Origin of the sequence: Pseudomonas sp. BF-B-26 (assembly GCF_019956495.1) — a bacterium.
GTDB lineage: Bacteria > Pseudomonadota > Gammaproteobacteria > Pseudomonadales > Pseudomonadaceae > Aquipseudomonas.
The window spans coordinates 120,638-138,262 of sequence record NZ_JAHBDP010000011.1 but is presented as its reverse complement, the minus strand read 5'-3'; the positions used below and the strand labels follow the sequence as shown (position 1 = coordinate 138,262).

General features: G+C 59.1%; 13 protein-coding genes. 2 read left to right on the top strand and 11 right to left on the bottom strand.

Annotated elements, in window-relative coordinates; genetic code table 11:
• Window positions 1-205 precede the first annotated feature (205 nt).
• The 6 genes from KGB03_RS01150 to otnI all read right to left on the bottom strand — a co-directional run bounded on the left by KGB03_RS01150 (window position 206) and on the right by otnI (window position 8,358).
• Window positions 206-1,585, bottom strand: coding sequence for a TolC family outer membrane protein (locus KGB03_RS01150; protein WP_218534954.1), 1,380 nt, complete (start codon window positions 1,583-1,585; stop codon window positions 206-208).
• A 2-nt stretch (window positions 1,586-1,587) separates the two neighbouring features.
• Window positions 1,588-2,901: an HlyD family type I secretion periplasmic adaptor subunit gene (locus KGB03_RS01145; protein ID WP_223525956.1), complete on the bottom strand. Its 1,314-nt coding sequence runs from the start codon at window positions 2,899-2,901 to the stop codon at window positions 1,588-1,590.
• Complete coding sequence (locus KGB03_RS01140) at window positions 2,882-4,666, bottom strand: type I secretion system permease/ATPase (RefSeq protein WP_218534958.1); 1,785 nt, start codon at window positions 4,664-4,666, stop codon at window positions 2,882-2,884. Before KGB03_RS01140 ends, KGB03_RS01145 begins: the two co-directional genes overlap by 20 nt.
• Window positions 4,667-4,965: 299 nt before the next feature.
• Window positions 4,966-6,201, bottom strand: coding sequence for a saccharopine dehydrogenase family protein (locus KGB03_RS01135; RefSeq protein WP_111449924.1), 1,236 nt, complete (start codon window positions 6,199-6,201; stop codon window positions 4,966-4,968).
• 27 nt (window positions 6,202-6,228) lie between these two features.
• Window positions 6,229-7,326, bottom strand: a complete 1,098-nt coding sequence (nspC, locus tag KGB03_RS01130; RefSeq protein ID WP_008157394.1) for a carboxynorspermidine decarboxylase — start codon at window positions 7,324-7,326, stop codon at window positions 6,229-6,231.
• Window positions 7,327-7,575: 249 nt separating this feature from the next.
• Window positions 7,576-8,358, bottom strand: coding sequence for a 2-oxo-tetronate isomerase (otnI, locus tag KGB03_RS01125; protein ID WP_223525954.1), 783 nt, complete (start codon window positions 8,356-8,358; stop codon window positions 7,576-7,578).
• A 407-nt stretch (window positions 8,359-8,765) separates the two neighbouring features.
• Here otnI and KGB03_RS01120 point away from each other — a divergent pair, with 407 nt between their 5' ends.
• Window positions 8,766-9,413 (top strand): MliC family protein, encoded by a 648-nt coding sequence (locus KGB03_RS01120; RefSeq protein WP_218535362.1) that lies wholly within the window; start codon window positions 8,766-8,768, stop codon window positions 9,411-9,413.
• 231 nt (window positions 9,414-9,644) lie between these two features.
• On the opposite strand, the gene KGB03_RS01115 is transcribed toward KGB03_RS01120, so the two are convergent.
• The 5 genes from KGB03_RS01115 to KGB03_RS01095 form a co-directional block, all read right to left on the bottom strand.
• Window positions 9,645-10,829: a patatin-like phospholipase family protein gene (locus tag KGB03_RS01115; RefSeq protein ID WP_223525952.1), complete on the bottom strand. Its 1,185-nt coding sequence runs from the start codon at window positions 10,827-10,829 to the stop codon at window positions 9,645-9,647.
• A gap of 100 nt (window positions 10,830-10,929) precedes the next feature.
• Window positions 10,930-11,394: a MaoC family dehydratase gene (locus KGB03_RS01110; protein ID WP_008146424.1), complete on the bottom strand. Its 465-nt coding sequence runs from the start codon at window positions 11,392-11,394 to the stop codon at window positions 10,930-10,932.
• A gap of 191 nt (window positions 11,395-11,585) precedes the next feature.
• Window positions 11,586-12,656, bottom strand: a complete 1,071-nt coding sequence (locus tag KGB03_RS01105; protein WP_223525943.1) for an AI-2E family transporter — start codon at window positions 12,654-12,656, stop codon at window positions 11,586-11,588.
• A 78-nt stretch (window positions 12,657-12,734) separates the two neighbouring features.
• The gene (locus tag KGB03_RS01100; RefSeq protein ID WP_008146422.1) at window positions 12,735-13,370 is read right to left on the bottom strand and encodes a response regulator transcription factor; all 636 of its coding nucleotides are present in this window, start codon (window positions 13,368-13,370) and stop codon (window positions 12,735-12,737) included.
• A 4-nt stretch (window positions 13,371-13,374) separates the two neighbouring features.
• Window positions 13,375-15,651 carry a PAS domain S-box protein gene (locus KGB03_RS01095; RefSeq protein WP_223525935.1) on the bottom strand — a complete coding sequence of 759 codons (2,277 nt, stop codon included), beginning with the start codon at window positions 15,649-15,651 and terminating at the stop codon, window positions 13,375-13,377.
• 230 nt (window positions 15,652-15,881) lie between these two features.
• Between KGB03_RS01095 and KGB03_RS01090 the strand changes: the two genes are divergently transcribed.
• Entirely contained in the window at window positions 15,882-17,504 is a 1,623-nt protein-coding gene (locus tag KGB03_RS01090; RefSeq protein WP_111449931.1) for an acyl-CoA synthetase, read from the top strand.
• Window positions 17,505-17,625: the final 121 nt, after the last annotated feature.

Here is a 17,625-nt window from a genome sequence, read left to right as displayed (position 1 = left end):
ATCAAGGTCTTAGGCTCGCTGCGGGAGACCTGCAACCAAAGCCGGAATTCGATCAAAATCGTCAACTAACCGACAAGTGGCGTGAAGCCAGCACAAATTAAACTCTGGCGTCAATTTTTCGGCGAAACCTGCCTCGCCGAGCCATGGGAATGCTCCCGGTAAGCGTCCAGTTTGGGTGGGAGCCACAGTTGGTATTGCGGCAGGATCAGGGGGATGTGAGGTTTTGGCTGGAGCTGACGGGGCTCAACCAGGCATTAACGCTTTCGACACTTTCGGCAGGCGGTTTTCCCGCCCAGCGATTGAGCGTGAGGACATTGGTGACGAAGTCGTATTGGGTCTTGAGCAGATCACGACGAGCCCGGAATTCGTTGCGTACGCTGGTCAGCACATCGACGGCATTGACCATTCCGTAATTGAGCGCTTTCTCTGCCGCCACTCTGGACAGCTGTGCCGAGGCCAGGGCATTGCGGCTCGCACTGATCTTTTCTCCACTCGAATTGGCGGTCAGGTAAGCGCTGGTGATCTCTTTGACCACCCGGCGCCGGATCGCTTCCAGTTCCTGCTCGGCGGTAATCTGATCCTGGTAGAGACCACGGACCCGCGCCGAGGTCGAGCCGCCGCTGTACAGCGGCACCTGAACACCAATTCCGGCGACATAGCTGTCGGTGCGCGGCGTCAGGGTATTGTTGTAGCCTTCGTTTGTCTCTTGTGCGCTCAGACTCAGACTCAAGGTCGGATAGTGCCCGCCCTTACCGCTACGCAACGCAGCGCCCGCCGCTTCGACACCGCTTTCGTTGGCCTTGAGCGCCGGGTTTAGCGCCATACCCTCGCGCACCCAGGTTTCAAGGCTTTGCGCCGAAACCCGTAGTTGCACGTCATCGCGAATCCGGTTGAGCTTCTCCTTGACCGGCCGGCCGACGATCTCCGCCAGTGCCTCGCGACTGATACTGGCCTGGTTGCGGGCATCCAGTTCCTGCGCCGCGAGCAAATCGACCCGGGCCTTGAGGTCGAGCTGATCAGTAACCAATGCCAGCTGCTTTTCGTACAACGCATTGACTCGGTCCAGACTCTTTTGCGTGGTTCGACGTTCCGCCCTCACCAATTCCAGTTCATCTTCGGCTGCCAACGCGGCGAAGTAACGCTGCGCCAATTCCACTGTGGCCTCGGCCTGGGCTTCCAGCGCTTGCGATTCGGACTGTTTGGCCAGGCTTTTGAATTTTTGGTAGTTCTCCCACGCGGCCTTGTTGTAGAGGTACTGACGCAACACCAGGCTGTAGCTTTCGCTATCGTAACTCTGCTGCACCAGGTCGTTTTCCTGGCGAATCAAGTTCGACCCGGCGTTCAGCGATACTTGCGGCAACAGCGCTCCCATGGCCTCGCGCTGATGTTCCTGGCCCGCCTGCGCTTGCGCATAGGAGGCCAATACCCGCGGGTCCTCCAGCCGCGCCTCGCGATACAACTGCATGAGGTCGGTAGAAAACGTCGAGGCACTGACCCCGGTCGATGTTGCTGCAGGGGTTTGCGCCAGCGCGGCACCCGCTGCAAGCATCAACAGACCGCTCAGCAGAACTGCCGACGCGCGCACGGTTATTCCTCGATCAACGATTGAGACATGGCATCGCGGGCCGGCTGCAACAAATACTGCAACAACGTGCGTTGACCGGTGATGATCAATACGTCCGCTGGCATCCCCGGCAACAATTTGCGCTCACCCAAGGTGCGCACGCCTTTCTCGGTGACCCGGACCCGCGCCAGGTAATAGGCAGTCCCGGTCTTTTCGTTGGTCAGCCGGTCAGCCGATACGCTGCTGACTTCGCCTTCGATCACCGGAGTGGTCGAGCTTTTGAACGCGCCGAAACGGATATCGGCACGCTTGCCGATGGCGATACGATCAATATCCACCGGCGCCACCTGGGCCTCTATCACCAGCTCGGAAACCGATGGGACGATGTCCAGCAGCGGCGTCGCCGGGCTCACGACACCACCAATGGTGTGTACTTTCATGCCAATCACCATGCCCGCTTCGGGTGCACGGATGACGATACGACTGAGCCGGTCTTCCAGGGACGAGGTTTTCTCTTGCAGGTCGTACATCCTGGTCTGAACCTCGGCCAGCTGCTTGACGACATCTGTATTGAAATCCTTGTCGATTTGCAGAATCTGCAGCTGTGTTTCGTTGATCTGCAGACGAGTCTTGTTAATAGCGGAACGGTGATCAGCCACCTCCGACCTGAGCATCCCCAGCTTGCGTTCCTGATCGAGCAGACGTTGTTTGTCAACGAACCCTTGCTTGAGCAGGTCGGTCAATTCAACGATTTCACTGCTGTAGGATTGCTCCAGATGAACCTTGGCACTAATCATCGATTCCAGTCCCTTGATCTGTTGATGCAACTGCCCAATGCGTTCGCGCAACACCGCCATCTGGCCCAGCCGCGAGCCCTGCCGAGCGTTGAATACTTGGGTCTCGCCCTGGCGCGCTTCCACTCCTCGCAGACTGGCGGGATCGGCTATCTCCCCAAAGCTGACCGACGACTGCGTGTCGCGCTCGGCTCTGAGCCTTGCCTCCATGGCTCTGGTCGCGACCAGCTGGCCTCGGGCTATCTCGTATTCGAAGCGCAACTGGGTATCATCAAGAATGATCAGCGGATCATCACGCTTGACGATGTCACCGTCATGGGCCAATACCGCTTTGACGATGCCCCCTTCCAGATGCTGGACCGTTTTGCGGTAAGCCTGCACGGTGACCACCCCCGGCGCGAAAGCCGCACCGTCGAGGGGCGCGAGCGCCGCCCAGGTGCCGAACAGGCCGAAGGTCACCCCTACAATGCCAAGGCCCAGGCGACGTGCTCTACGATCAGATACCGGCAGGTCGGCGAAGCTTTCAATTTGACGACTGGGCATCAAAGGGTTCATCGGCATCACCCTTGCTGGAATTGACCGAAGCCATGCTGGCGCCTGCTTGCATGGCGTGCTTTTGTAGCTGCTGTTGCTGTGCGTTGAGTTCGGCCAGCACCTGATCGCGTGGCCCAAAGAGACTGATAACCCCTGCGTTCATCACCATGAGCCGGTCAAGTTGCGACACGATGTTGGTTCGATGGGTAATGACAAACAAGGTCGCGCCGGTCTGCTTGAATTGCTGGATGGCCGCCGCCAGGGCGCGATCACCGACTTCGTCGAGATTGGAATTGGGCTCGTCGAGAATAATCAGCCGCGGGGTGCCATACAGGGCACGGGCCAGCCCGATGCGCTGGCGCTGCCCTCCCGACAGCATGAGGCCCTCGCTGCCAATGACAGTGTCGTAGCCATCGGGCAACTGTAAAATCATTTCGTGAACGCCTGCGGTCCTGGCAGCCAGAATGACTTTTGCCGAATCGACCTCGGCGAAGCGGGCAATGTTCTCGCCGATGCTGCCTTCGAACAATTCAATGTCCTGGGGCAAGTAACCTATATACGGCCCAAGCTCATTTTTGTCCCACGCGCTGATGTCCGCGCCATCCAGCCGGACCACCCCATGCTGCGGCGCCCATACCCCCATCAGTGTTCTGGCCAGGGTCGACTTGCCCGCGGCACTTGGACCGATGATTCCCACCACGCAGCCGGCAGGTACGCTGAAGCTTATGTTTTTGATGATCGGGGTTTTCGAGCCAGGTGCCGAAACAATCAGATTCTCGACCTGCACATGCCCCTTGGGTGCAGGCAAAGACATACGTTCAGGTTGCGCCTGTTGTTTATCGAGGATGTCGTTGAGACGGCGGTACTGCGAGCGGGCCGCAATGAAGCCCTTCCAGCTGCCGATGATCAGATCGATGGGGGCCAATGCGCGCCCTAGCAGCACGGACCCGGCAAACACCAAGCCGGCCCCCACCTGATGGTCCACGGCCAGGTACGCCCCCAGGCCAAGGATCAATGATTGCACCAGGATCCGGAAGGTCCTGGAAAGCGTGCTGACTATGGCACCTCTATCGCTCGCCTGGGCCTGCAGCAACAGGACGTTTCTTTGACGACGCCCCCAACGGTCCATCAGGGTTTCAAGCATGCCCATGGACTCGATGACTTCAGCGTTGCGCAGATTTTTCGTGGTGTAGAGCGTCGCGCCAATATGTTCCTTGTTAGCCTGGGCCAGTGCCGGCCCCGTCAGCCTCTCATTGATAAACGCGAGCATTAACAACAACAGCGCGCTGCCGGTCGCTACCCAGCCAAACCAGGGATGGAACATGAACATCACAGCGATATAGATAGGCAACCAGGGCGCATCGAAAAAGGCGAACAATCCATTACCGGAGAGAAACTGCCTCAAGCCCGTCAAGTCGTTGAGCGACTGGGCCGAAGCATCCATGCCGCCGCTGTCCAGAGCCCGTTTGAAACTGGCCTTATAGACTTGGCGACTCAGCAACACATCCAGCCGGGTACTGACCCGGACCATGATGCGCGAACGAATCCATTCCAGAGAGCCGAGCGTGACCACCAGCCCGGTCATGATCAGCGTCAGCATTGCCAGGGTTGTCAGACTTCCGCTGGTTATCACTCGCCCATACACCTGAAGCATATAGAAAGTGGGAACGAGCATTAACGCGTTGATGAAAAAGCTGAAAAAACCAACTGAAATAAAGCTCTCTCTACAGGCTTTCAACGCATGTTGCAGGCTGTTTTCAGGTGTGCTTCGCATTGAAACCCCTGCTCGAGAAGCCATCCATTGTGGAGCTTAGATCATGCCGAACCACTACGTACGGCAATCGGGCGGATCGCCTCAGGCAACGAGTATTGCCCCTGCAACAACCCGGCGGTGAAGAGCGCGCAAGATACCGGCGACATTGAGGCCAAGATGGATTTCAGTGGTTCCCGCCAAAACGAAAAAAGGACCCGAAGGTCCTGATTTCAATGATTTACAGAATTCAATGGAGCTCTGTAGATCCATAGCTGGAGCGGGAAACGAGACTCACCTGTATTTCGCGAGCCTCAAGCGTTTCAGCTCCACGGACGATCTCCATTTTCGTCCTTGATGCGGGTCGGCAGGCCCATCATATCCAGCGCCTTGAGGAACGGCTCAGCCGCAAGCTCCTCGACGTTGGCCATGCGCTGCACGTCCCATTCGCCACGGGCGACCAGCAAGGCTGCGGCCACGGGCGGCACGCCTGCGGTATAGGAAATGCCCTGGCTGTCAGTTTCCGCGTAAGCGTCTTCATGATCAGCCACGTTGTAGATGAATACTTCGCGCGGCTGGCCATCCTTGGTGCCCTTGACCAGATCGCCGATGCAGGTCTTGCCGGTGTAGCCGGGCGCCAGCGAGCTCGGATCAGGCAGCACGGCCTTGACCACTTTCAGCGGCACGACTTCCAGGCCCTCGGCGGTTTTGACCGGTTGCTCGGAGAGCAGGCCAAGGTTCCTGAGTACGGTGAACACATTGATGTAGTGCTCGCCGAAGCTCATCCAGAAACGCACGTTGGGCACGTCGAGGTTCTTCGACAGCGAGTGCACTTCATCGTGGCCGGTCAGGTACAGGTTCTGCGCGCCTACGACCGGCAGGTCGTCGGTGCGTTTGACTTCGAACATCGTGTTGCTGGTCCACTGACTGTTCTGCCAGCTCCACACTTGTCCGGTGAATTCGCGGAAGTTGATTTCCGGGTCGAAATTGGTGGCGAAATACTTGCCATGGGAACCGGCGTTGACGTCGAGAATGTCGATCGAATCAATGCGGTCGAAATACTGTTGTTGCGCCAGTGCTGCATAGGCGTTGACCACCCCCGGGTCGAAGCCCACGCCGAGAATGGCGGTAATGTTCTTCTCTTTGCACTCTTCGAGGTGGTTCCACTCGTAGTTGCCATACCAGGGCGGCGTCTCGCAGACTTTGCCCGGCTCTTCGTGAATGGCGGTGTCCAGATAGGCCACGCCGGTATCGATGCAGGCGCGCAGCACCGACATGTTGAGGAACGCGGAACCGACGTTGATGACGATCTGCGATCCGGTTTCGCGGATCAGCGCCTTGGTCGCTTCGACATCCAGGGCGTTCAGCGAGAAGGCCTGGATGTCGGCAGGCACTTTGAGGCTGCCCTTGGCCTTGACGCTGTCGATGATGGCCTGGCACTTGGAGATGTTGCGCGACGCGATAGCAATACGACCGAGTTCATCGTTGTGCTGCGCGCACTTGTGGGCCACCACCTTGGCGACACCTCCTGCACCAATGATAAGCACGTTCTTCTTCAATTTTTCTCTCTCTCCTTCTCTGCCAGCTTACGAAAGGCTGGACATGTAGTCGTTGTAACCAAACTCACGAACCACCTCGACTGTACCGTCGAGTTGTTTCACTACGATGGACGGCATTTTCAGGCCGTTGAACCAGTTCTTCTTGACCATGGTGTAACCCGCTGCGTCGATGAACGACAGCCGATCCCCGATAGCCAGCGGACGATCAAATTGATATTCACCGAAAATGTCTCCGGCCAGGCAGGATTTGCCGCACACCATGTACGTGTGCTCACCCTCGCTAGGCGCCAGCTTGGCATTCAGGCGATAGATCAGCAGATCGAGCATATGCGCTTCGATGGAGCTGTCCACAACCGCCAGGTGCTTGCCGTTGTAGAGGGTGTCGAGCACGGTGACTTCCAGCGACGCGCTCTGGGTGATGGCCGCTTCGCCCGGTTCGAGGTAGACCTGCACGCCGTATTTTTGCGAGAAGGCCTTGAGGCGCGCGCAGAACTCATCCAGCGCGTAGCCTTCACCCGTGAAATGGATACCGCCACCGAGGCTGACCCACTCGACCTTGTGCAGCAAGTCGCCGAAACGTTCTTCGATGGTGCACAGCATTTGGTCGAACAGGCCGAAATCACCGTTCTCGCAGTTGTTGTGGAACATGAAACCAGAGATCTGCTCGATGACCTGTTCGATCTTCACCGGGTCCCACTCGCCCAGACGGCTGAACGGCCGCGCAGGGTCGGCCAGCAGATAATCCGAGCTGCTCACCTGCGGATTGACCCGCAGACCGCGCACCTTGCCTGCTGAAGCCTCAGTGTAGCGCTGCAACTGACCGATGGAGTTGAAGATGATCTTGTCGCAGTTTTCGAGCATCTCCTCGATCTCGTCGTCGGCCCAGGCCACGCTATAGGCATGGGTCTCGCCAGCGAACTTCTGTCGACCGAGCTTGAGCTCGTAAAGCGACGACGACGTGGTGCCGTCCATGTATTGCTGCATCAGGTCGAACACCGACCAGGTGGCGAAGCACTTGAGTGCCAGGAGCGCCTTGGCCCCGGACTGTTCGCGCACGTAGGCGATCTTCTGCATGTTCGCCAGCAGCTTTTGTTTATCGATGAGGTAGTACGGCGTTTTGATCATTTCGAGGCGCCTCCGGCAAGGCCAGCCAAAAAAGGATGCGCATTGTGCCTTCACTGGCTACATATCGAAAGAGCAGGAAGCGCTCTCCACGTGAAACGCGGCTCAATTTAAGTCCCGGGCTTCAAACAAGCCTGAGTGGCGGCCTTTGTCCCCGGGCCCCGTCACATCGCCGCGCTACTGATCCGGCTACAGATTCGCTACTATGTTTGACCGTTAGTTTGACCGTTAGCTTTACCGTCAGCTTTGCGCTTAGCGCGCCTTCCAGTCCCGCAACCATTGCAAGCCGGCAGACGTGTTGTCACGCGGCCGATATTCGCACCCTACCCAGCCGTCATAGCCCAACTGGTCGATCAACTCGAACAGGTAGGGATAGTTGATCTCTCCCAGGTCCGGTTCATGCCGGTCCGGCACGCCAGCGATCTGGATATGGCCGATGCCATCGAAGTCCCGACGCAGTTTGGTGGCCAGGTCGCCCTCGACGATTTGGCAGTGATAACAGTCGAACTGAACCTTCAGGTTACTGGCGCCTACTTCCTTGCAGATGGCCTGGGCCTGGTCCTGGCGGTTGAGGAAAAACCCCGGCATGTCTCGTGTATTGATCGGTTCGAGCAATACCATGACACCTGCCTTCGCCGCTTGGGCGGTGGCGTAGGCGAGGTTTTCCAGATAAATGGCGTGATGCCGTGCGCGGTCACGCTCGGACGGTAGCAGGCCGGCCATGACATGGATGCGCGAGTTGCCCAGCACGCCGGCGTACTCCAGGGCGCGATCGAAACCGCTACGAAATTCACTTTCACGGCCCGGCAACGACACCGTGCCCCGCTCGCCTGCCGCCCAATCACCGGGCGGCGCGTTGAACAGAGCCTGCACCAGGCCGTTGTCGCTCAAGCGTTGCTTGAGTTCTTCAGCGCTGTAGTCGTAGGGGAACAGATACTCCACCGCTTCGAAACCATCGGCGGCCGCGGCGGCGAAGCGATCCAGAAACGCATGTTCCGGGTAGAGCATGCTGAGGTTGGCAGCGAAACGAGGCATGGTAGTTCCTATGGATGGCTTTTTTTGTAGGAGCCGAGCTTGCTAGCGATAGCGATCTCAAGGACGCCATCGCCGGCAAGCCGTGCTCCTACAGGTCGAGTTCGTTAAACAAACGGCCAGATCAGCAGGGTAATACAGAAACCCGCCATGTGATTCGCCGTGAGATCGAGGGTCACAATCAGCGGGCCGATGATGCCGGCGGTGGTCACCAGCGCCGAGAGCTGCTACAGAGCCGAACGCAGGCTTCGCCAGCGGCTACAAGGCATGGGTTTCTGCGCCCGGCGGTGTGGCAAGTTCTGAGCACTGACTTACACTGCGATACACCCAATGCGAACGAATGAATGTTCAACAGATCGATAGGTTCCATGGCGATCCGGGGATCACGTAATGATCTGGGTGAAGCCAACATGAAAACGGTCACGAGCCTTTTCTCCTGTCTGCTCGCTGCCAGCGTTTGCGCGGCGACGAGCACCTGCGCAAATGCTGCGTCGTTCAAGACCAGCTTCGACTGCGCCACGGCAAGGGCCGCCGTCGAAAAACTGATCTGTCGCGACTCGCAACTGGCGCAGATGGACATCGAATTGACGCGTCTTTATCGCCTGGCGCTCACGGATCAACGTTCAGTACCGCGGCCAGACAAAGTCTTGATCGACCAGCAGTTCTGGATCGACTCCCGTAATCAGTGTGCGTCCACGTCTGAGCCCAAGGCGTGCACGATCCGAAGTTATGCCGAGCGCGCGTACCAGCTACGCCAAGGTTCGGCCATTGTGAGAACCAAGGATCCAGACAGGCTCACCGAAGGCCCGTTGGCGTTTCGTTGTACCGGGTTTAACGCGCTAATTTCCGCCACCTTCTTTAATACGCAGCCAGGTGTCGTGTACCTGAAATGGGCGAACACCTCGATCACCCTGAACCAGGTGCCGAGTGATTCGGGAACCCATTACACCGGCAAGGATTCCCAGGGGAACTACCGCTTCTGGCAAGACGGCAACGGGGTGATTTTCCAGAAGCCAGGTTCAGGGGCGATGAGTTGTACCGCCGAGCCGGTCAGCTGATTTTTTGGCGCAAGTCCGAAATCAAGCTCCGCTATTCCAATATTTCAGCCACAACACTTTTGTAACGTGGCGAGGGGATTTATCCCCGTTCGGCTGCGAAGCAGTCGTGAATTCAGACAACGCGGTGCATCAGATAGATCGTGCGTTCAGGTTTTACGACTGCTTCGCAGCCGAACGGGGATAAATCCCCTCGCCACAACGGCACGCTTCTGGCACAGCGCCACCCCTCTCTCACGTACTCGGCGATTTATGCCACGGATAGCCTTTCGCGCTGAGTTCAAAGGCGTATTCGAACAAGCGCTTCATGTACTCGCCATCAAATCTGTGATTGCGGGAAATATCAAAGTCGGAGCCGATGTACGCCAGATTGAAGTCCGCGCCATCCTGCTGTGCAATTCGGTAAATCCGATCCAGATCGCTGATCCCCTGAGTCTGGATCAATGCGCTGATGGCGCGACCGCCGATGCTCAAGGTGCGACGCTTGGTTCCGGACCACTGCAGTTCCAGTTTGCCGTTGCGAATGACATAGAAATGCCGTTCATCACGCATACGCGCCCCGGTCACGCGGTTCAGCGCCATCACGGTGCCGGGTGGGTAAAGGAACACCTGCGTCAGGACGCCTCCGTCCACGTGCATTTCCTGAAACTGTTGACCGTCTACCTCCACATCGATCATGACGGGTGAAACGGCGCCGGGAATACTCATCGATGCGATCATGATATTGCGAAACAGGTCGAGCGCGCCGGGTGCCTGGCTTGAGGCAATAGCGCCCATGTTCCAGGTAACCGGGCGTCCTGAATCAAGGTCGGTGGTGCCGATCATCAGCAGACGTCCTTTGGCGTATTCCGCCGCGATCGCCGCAAGCACCTCGGCGGTGACGTGCTGTGCAATCAGCCGCGACAGTGGCTTGCTGTGCGCCATGCCATCACTGGCAAGACGGGTCAGCATATTGCGCGGATGGAAAATGTCTTTTGGACCGACTGCATTGCAGATACCCAGAATGACACCATCGTACTGAGGCCCCAGGTAGGCAAACGGGGCGACCAGGGCGCCAGCGCTAATGCCGGTGACGACTTTGAACACGGGACGAGACCCATGCAGGGTCCATCCCGCAATGATGCCCCCCGCGAAGGTGCCGGCATCGCCGCCCCCCGAAACGGCCAACATGCTGGCCAGCGGCAGGGTGTCATTGGGCATCCCTGCGCTGGCGAGTGCCTCGGCTTCTCGAAGGTTGGCCTGACTCACATCCCGAATGAACGGCGACAAATCCTGGTCCAGCCAGTAGCGGGCATCCGGAATGCCAGGGATGAGCGCTTTTTCGGTTAACGTTGGCGGCACCGCATCCCGGCGTTGCAGGCACGCTTGACGCAACATGTTCAGCGTTGAGGCGCTAGGTCTGAGCAGGAATGTTTTCAAAACGCCGCCTCCGGCCCCTGCAATCGACAAAGAACGCGCTCAATGTAACGGCAAGACGCCTTGCCGATCACGCACGCTCCCCACACCCATGACTACGTTCTCAATCAGGCGCCGGTCTTCTGAAGACCAGCAGTTTGCCGGTGGCTCGCTGCACGACCTTGTCGTTTTGATTGAGTGTTTCCATGAACAGGGTCACCACGCCCCGATCTGGCTTGGAGCTGGACGGATCGATGGCCTGCACGGTGCATTGCAGGCGCAACAGATCGTCCGGGTAGGTCGGCGTCGGCCAGCTCAACTCGATGCTCAGGCCGATGATCCCGTCTGCCAACGGCACGCTTTCCACCAGCAGCTTCATGGTCAGGGCTGCGGTGTTCCAGCCACTGGCGGCCAGACCACGGAACAGGCTCAGCTCGGCGGCTTCAGGATCGAGGTGAAACGGTTGCGGGTCGAACTCCTGAGCGAAGGCCAGCATCGACGCTCGATGGACACGCAAGCTGTCGCTTTCGAACTGCTGACCCAGGCTCAGGTCATCGAGGTAGAGTTTTTCCCAGGAATGGATGGTCATGATTCAACCTCTTCAGGCGTAGCTGATGTCGCTGAGCTCGCGAAAGAGTTCCCAGGGCGCTGATCGCTCGGTAGATGATGATTTTGTGCCGTCATGGTGGCAGCCCTGCTCGTCAGGGCGAGTGGCCTGAACACCTTTTATGCTAGCGCATGCCCGGGCAGTCATAACGTCGGCGGGACGTCCGGTCTGTTCTACGGCTGATCCTCCACCCATTGCCAGAACAACTGATAGCCGACCGCAAGCACCACCGGGCCGATGAACAGACCGAGGATACCGCTGGTGACCATGCCGCCCAAGGCTCCGATCAGCACCACCGGCATTGGCACATCGACACCGCGCCCCAGCAGCAAAGGCTTGAGTACGTTATCCACCAGGCCGGCAACGAACACATAGATGGCAAAAACAATGCTCGCCGTACTGGCCCCTTCGGTGGCGAACACATACGCAATCACGGGCACTGTAATCAGCGTCGCCGGTAATTGCATGATGCCGAGCAGCAGCACCGCCAAGGCAAGCAGCCCGGCGCCGGGAACGCCCTTGACCACGAAACCGAGGCCGACCAGCAGCATCTGGATGAAGGCGATGCCGACGACCCCCAGCGCCACCGCACGAATCGTAGCGGTACACAGTTCGGCAATTTTCGGTCCTTTGCCCGGACCGCTGATGCGGGACGCGATCTGTATCGCACTGCGCGTGCCGCTCTCGCCATAAGCCATGAAAATGCCGGCGATGATCAACGCACAGATAAAGGTGAGGAACCCCATGCCGACGCCGGCGAGTTTGCCCAGAAAGCCGATGCTGAATTGCTTGATCTGCGGCAGGTACTTCGCTGTCAACTCGGGAAGATCGGTTGAGGCCTGCAGCCATATGGCAGAGATAGGCTTGCCCACTAAAGGCCAGGCAGCAACTGAATCGACGGGCGGCGGAATATGGAAGTTGCCGTCCTTGACGATGGTCCTGGCCTGATCGATCGAATCAACCAGGGAGGTGCCCAGCAGATAGACGGGCACCATGAGAACAACGATGGAGAAAAGCACGATCAGCGTCGCAATGAGCCCGTCTTTGTGGCCCAGCGGCTCCCGCAGCCGCTGTTGCAGCGGGTAAAGGGTGATCGCCATAATCAGCGACCACAGCATGAGGTCGCGGAACGGGCTGAAGATCTGAAAGCAGAACAGCACCAGTACGGTAATCAAGCCCGCACGGATCAAAACATCGAGCAGATTGCGTGTGAACGCCTTCTCGGAGCTGGATGTGGGCACCATTGCTGCCTCCTTGCAGATCGCTGCAGAGGGATGGGATCGGTAAGCCCAGCATAGACGCCAAATGGAAAACGCGAGCAATCACCGCAGCTTCAGCGGATCAACCAGTTCAGCGGCGATGGCCATGCCCACCAGGTCCGGCAAGGTATTGGCCTGCATGCGTTTCATCACCCGCGAGCGATAAAGGTCGACGGTTTTTGCGCTCACGCCCAGTTGTTCAGCGATCTCACGGGTGGTGTAACCCTGGACCAGCGGCAGCAAGACATCGCGCTCCCGTGGGGTCAGTGTCAGCAAGCGTGCCTGCAAGGCTTCGTGACCCTGATTGCCCGAGCGGTTTGCTGCGCAGTTACTGAGCGCCTGTTGCACGCTGTCCAGCAGCAATTGCTCGTTATAGGGCTTCTCGATGAAGTCATGGGCGCCCGCCTTGAAGGCGCGAACCACGATCGGCACGTCCGCGTGCCCGCTGACGAAAATGATCGGCAGGTTCAGCTCACGTGCACGCATTTCTTCCTGCACGTTCAAACCGCCCATGCCCGGCATGCGAACATCGAGCAGCACGCAGGCATCGAGCGTGGCATCACAGGCATTGAGAAACTCCACGCCACTGGTAAACGGTAAGGCCTTGAGGCCGACCGATTCCAATAACCAGACCGTTGAGTCGAGCATGCCTTGATCGTCGTCGACCACATACACCACGTGCTCCGTCACACCTGCCATTACGTTATTCCTGTTGTTGTTTTGTTGGGCCGGCCAGCGGCAAGCGGCAGCACATCAGCAACCCGACAGGTTGGCGTCGGGCCTGCAATTCGCCACCGAAACCTTCGATGATGCTGCGGCTCATGGACAAGCCAAGTCCCAGGCCATCGGCCTTGCTGGTATAGAACGGGGTAAATATCTGCTCCAGTTCCGGCTCGCTGACGCCCGGTCCCTGGTCTTGCACACTGATTTCCACGGTTGCACCACCGCCCTGCCCCGCAGCCATCACGATCAGTGAAGGTTGCCCCGGATGTTGTTCGCGGTTGGCGTCGATGGCATTGCGCAACAGATTGAGCAGCACCTGCTCCAGCAGCACCCGGTCGGCATAAATCGGCGGCAGATTATCCGGCAGGCGATCCTCGATTGTCACTTGGCAATTGCTCGCTTCCCAGGCACATAAACGCACGGCCTCGCGGGCGACGTCGGTGAAATTCAGGGCCTGCATCCGGCGTTGTCCCTTGCGCAGAAATGCGCGCAATCGTCTGATCACTTCTGAAGCATGCGTGGCGTGATGGGTAATGCGTTCCAGCCCTTGCGCCACTCGGGCGGTGGCCTGGGGATTGGAATCCAGCGTCTGTAAATAGCGCTGGCTGGCATTGGCGTAATTGACCACCGCCGCCAACGGCTGGTTGATTTCGTGTGCGATGCCCGAGGCCAATTCACCCAGGGTGACCAACCGCGCGGTGTGCGCGAGTTCGTCCTGATGGCGGCGCTGTTGCACCTCGCGCAATTCACGCTCGGTCATGTCCCGCGCCACCAACGAGTAATAGCGTTCGCCACCGGCCGAACGGTGCGCCAGCAGCACCAGCGACACCGGCACTGAAGTGCCGCCACCCGGTGGCTGCAACCGCGCATCGGTGCTCCAGACACCGTCGCGTTCGGCGCTGCTCCAGCCATCACGCTGCAGACGTGCCAGGTCGCTACTGGCGAACAATTGCGCCAGGGCCGGCATCGGTTGTTGCTCGTCGATCCCGAGGATGCGCCGCGCCGCCGGGTTGAGGTAAGTGACTTGCCCCTCGGGGTCGATGAACAACACCGGATCGGTGTTGGCCTCGACGACCTCCGCCAGGCGCCGCTTGTTCTCCTCGGCTTGCACCCGGGCGGTAATGTCCCGGGACACGCTGACCACTTCCACCACCGTCCCGGTGTAGGTTTCACGAATCGCCCGGCTCGCGGTTTCGAACCACAGGTAATGCCCGTCACGATGGCGAATGCGATAGGTCATCGTGTGATAACCGTCCTGCTCCAGGGCATCTCGCGCACGCTGCATCAGGCTGGCCAGGCCCTGACCATGGAACAAGCCCTGGGCCATTTGCCCGCGTAACTCTTCCGGCCAGTAGCCGAGCAATGTCCAGGACGCGGGCGAGGCATCGAGAAAGCGCCCGTCCGGTGTGTGTCGGGAAATCAGGTCGGTGGTGTTTTCGATGATCAGCCGGTACAACCGGCGTGCCGTGGCCGCTTCACGCTCGGCCAGTACTTGTGCCGTGGCATCACGGCAACGGGCAAGCACGCGGTTGTCCTGGGGATCGGGGATAAACGTCCAGATCAGGATCTGCGCTTCGAACTGGGCTTCGACCCCTTCGATGGCGCGTTGCTGGTCGAGGCAGGCACGGACCAGCACCCGGTGATTGACCGGTAGAAAACCCAGCACATCAGTCAGCGGCTTTTCAGCGAGCAGTGCCAACAGCGCGGCATTGAATTCCAGCGGTCGGCCTTGCGCATCGAGCAACAGGCTCGGTTGTGGATCGTGGCCCAACAGCGGCGAGCCGCGCAGCATACCGTTGACGCTGCTCAGCAACGTTGTCAGCAAGTCTTGCACCCAACCCAGCCAATCAAGACTCACGCCCTCGCACACTTCCACCAGCAACAGCCCCGGCTGCCCCGGTTGCAAAGCCAGATCAAACACCTGGCCATGGCTAATAGCGGCCCGGCGCAGTCGCCCGGCCAACCAGCAATCGAGTTGACGCACTTGCGCCAGGTCCAGCCGCCCCGCCTCGACCAGCCGATCAAACAGCCGCTGATCGCTGGCCAGCGAAGGGTCGCCCAGGCCCGGTGGAAAATGCTGGGCGGCGCCCTCGTGGCTGTAAATCCGCGCATTGGCTTGCCAACTCAGATAAACCGCCCGGCGCACTTCGGGGCAATCCTGCAACGCACGGCACAACGCATCGGCCCGGGCGGCCAGGGACACGCCCTCGCGCTGCAGGCGCAACCAGCTGTGCAATCGAACGGGGGTCAGGGTCATCACAGGTCCGCTTCGTTGGGGAAGCCAAGGATATACCGGCCTTGGTGGTGTGACTGTATTGATTTAGATCTGCAAGAATCAAATATAGTACATATCCTATATGACGTAGGTTGTACTTCCATATCGGAGGCTGAATGTTATATAAAGCAAACCGGACATAAAAGGTGCCCTCAGCGGCAACGCTGCCAGGACATCTATAGAGCTAACAATCAGCCACCGAGTACCCGTACATGTCGATCTATGAACAAGGGCTAGGCCCTGCGGCTGTCAATCATATTGCCTTGTCTCCGCTCAGCTTCATCGAGCGCACCGCCAGCGTTTATCCAGACTACCCCGCCGTCATCCATGGCTCTATCCGCCGCACCTGGGCGCAGACCTACACCCGCTGCCGCCGTCTGGCTTCGGCGCTGGCCGGTCGCGGGATCGGCAAGAACGACACGGTGGCGGTGATGCTGCCCAACATTCCCGAGATGCTTGAAGTGCACTTCGGCGTGCCGATGATCGGCGCGGTGCTCAACCCGCTCAACGTGCGCCTGGATGCCGAAGCCATCGCCTTCATGCTGCAACATGGCGAAGCCAAGGTGCTGATTACCGACCGCGAGTTCCATGATGTGATTCACGCTGCCATTGGCATGCTGGATCACCCGCCACTGGTGATCGACGTCAATGATCCAGAATACGGTGAAGGCCAGGCGGTCAGCGATCTGGACTACGAAGCGCTGTTGGCCGAAGGCGACCCGGCTTTCGCCTGGCAGTGGCCGGCGGACGAATGGCAAGCCATCTCGCTGAACTACACCTCAGGCACCACCGGCAACCCCAAAGGTGTGGTTTACCACCATCGCGGTGCATACCTGAACTCGTTGGGCAACCAGATGACCTGGGCCATGGGCAACCACCCGGTCTACCTCTGGACCCTGCCGATGTTCCATTGCAACGGTTGGTGCTACCCGTGGATCATCACCGCCATGGCCGGTGTGCATGTGTTCTTGCGCCGTGTCGATCCACAGAAAATCCTCACGCTGATCCGCGAGCATCAGGTCACCCATCTGTGCGCCGCGCCGATCGTGCTCAATGCTTTGGTCAACATGCCGGAATCGGCGAAAGCGGCGATCGACCATCCGGTCAACGCCATGGTCGCCGGCGCCGCACCGCCGGCCAAAGTGATCGGTGCCGTGGAAGAAATGGGCATCAAGGTCACCCACGTCTATGGCCTGACCGAAACCTATGGTCCGGTAACGCTCTGCGCCTGGCATGCCGAATGGGACGAGTTGCCGCTAGACGAACGGGCGCAAATCAAATCCCGTCAGGGCGTGCGCTACCCGACGCTCGAAGGCGTGATGGTCGGCGACTCGAAGACGCTGGAGCCGACCCCGCGAGACGGTCAGACCATCGGTGAGATCTTCATGCGAGGCAACACCGTGATGAAGGGCTATCTGAAGAACCCGACCGCCACAGCCGAAGCGTTCGAAGGCGGCTGGTTCCACACCGGTGACCTGGCGGTGTGTCATCCCAACGGTTACGTCGAAATCAAGGACCGCCTCAAGGACATCATCATTTCCGGCGGCGAGAACATTTCCACCATCGAACTGGAAGGCGTGCTCTATCGCCATCCTGCCGTCATGGAAGCGGCCGTCGTCGCCCGTCCCGATGAGAAGTGGGGCGAAACGCCCTGTGCGTTTGTCACGTTGAAAGCTGATCACCAGGACGTTCGCGAGGCCGACATCATCAGTTTCTGCCGCGAACACCTGGCCGGCTTCAAAGTCCCGCGCACGGTGATTTTCACCCTGCTGCCGAAAACTTCCACCGGCAAGATCCAGAAGTACGTTCTGCGCGACAGGGCTAAAGCGCTCTAACCCGAACCAACGTTGTACCCGTCAAGCGGCAGGTGCTTTTACCTGCCGTTTCGGGCTCGTGCACGCCGAATTCGGCGCTGCCCTGCCCCCACACACTGATAACAAAAACAATGTGGAGCCA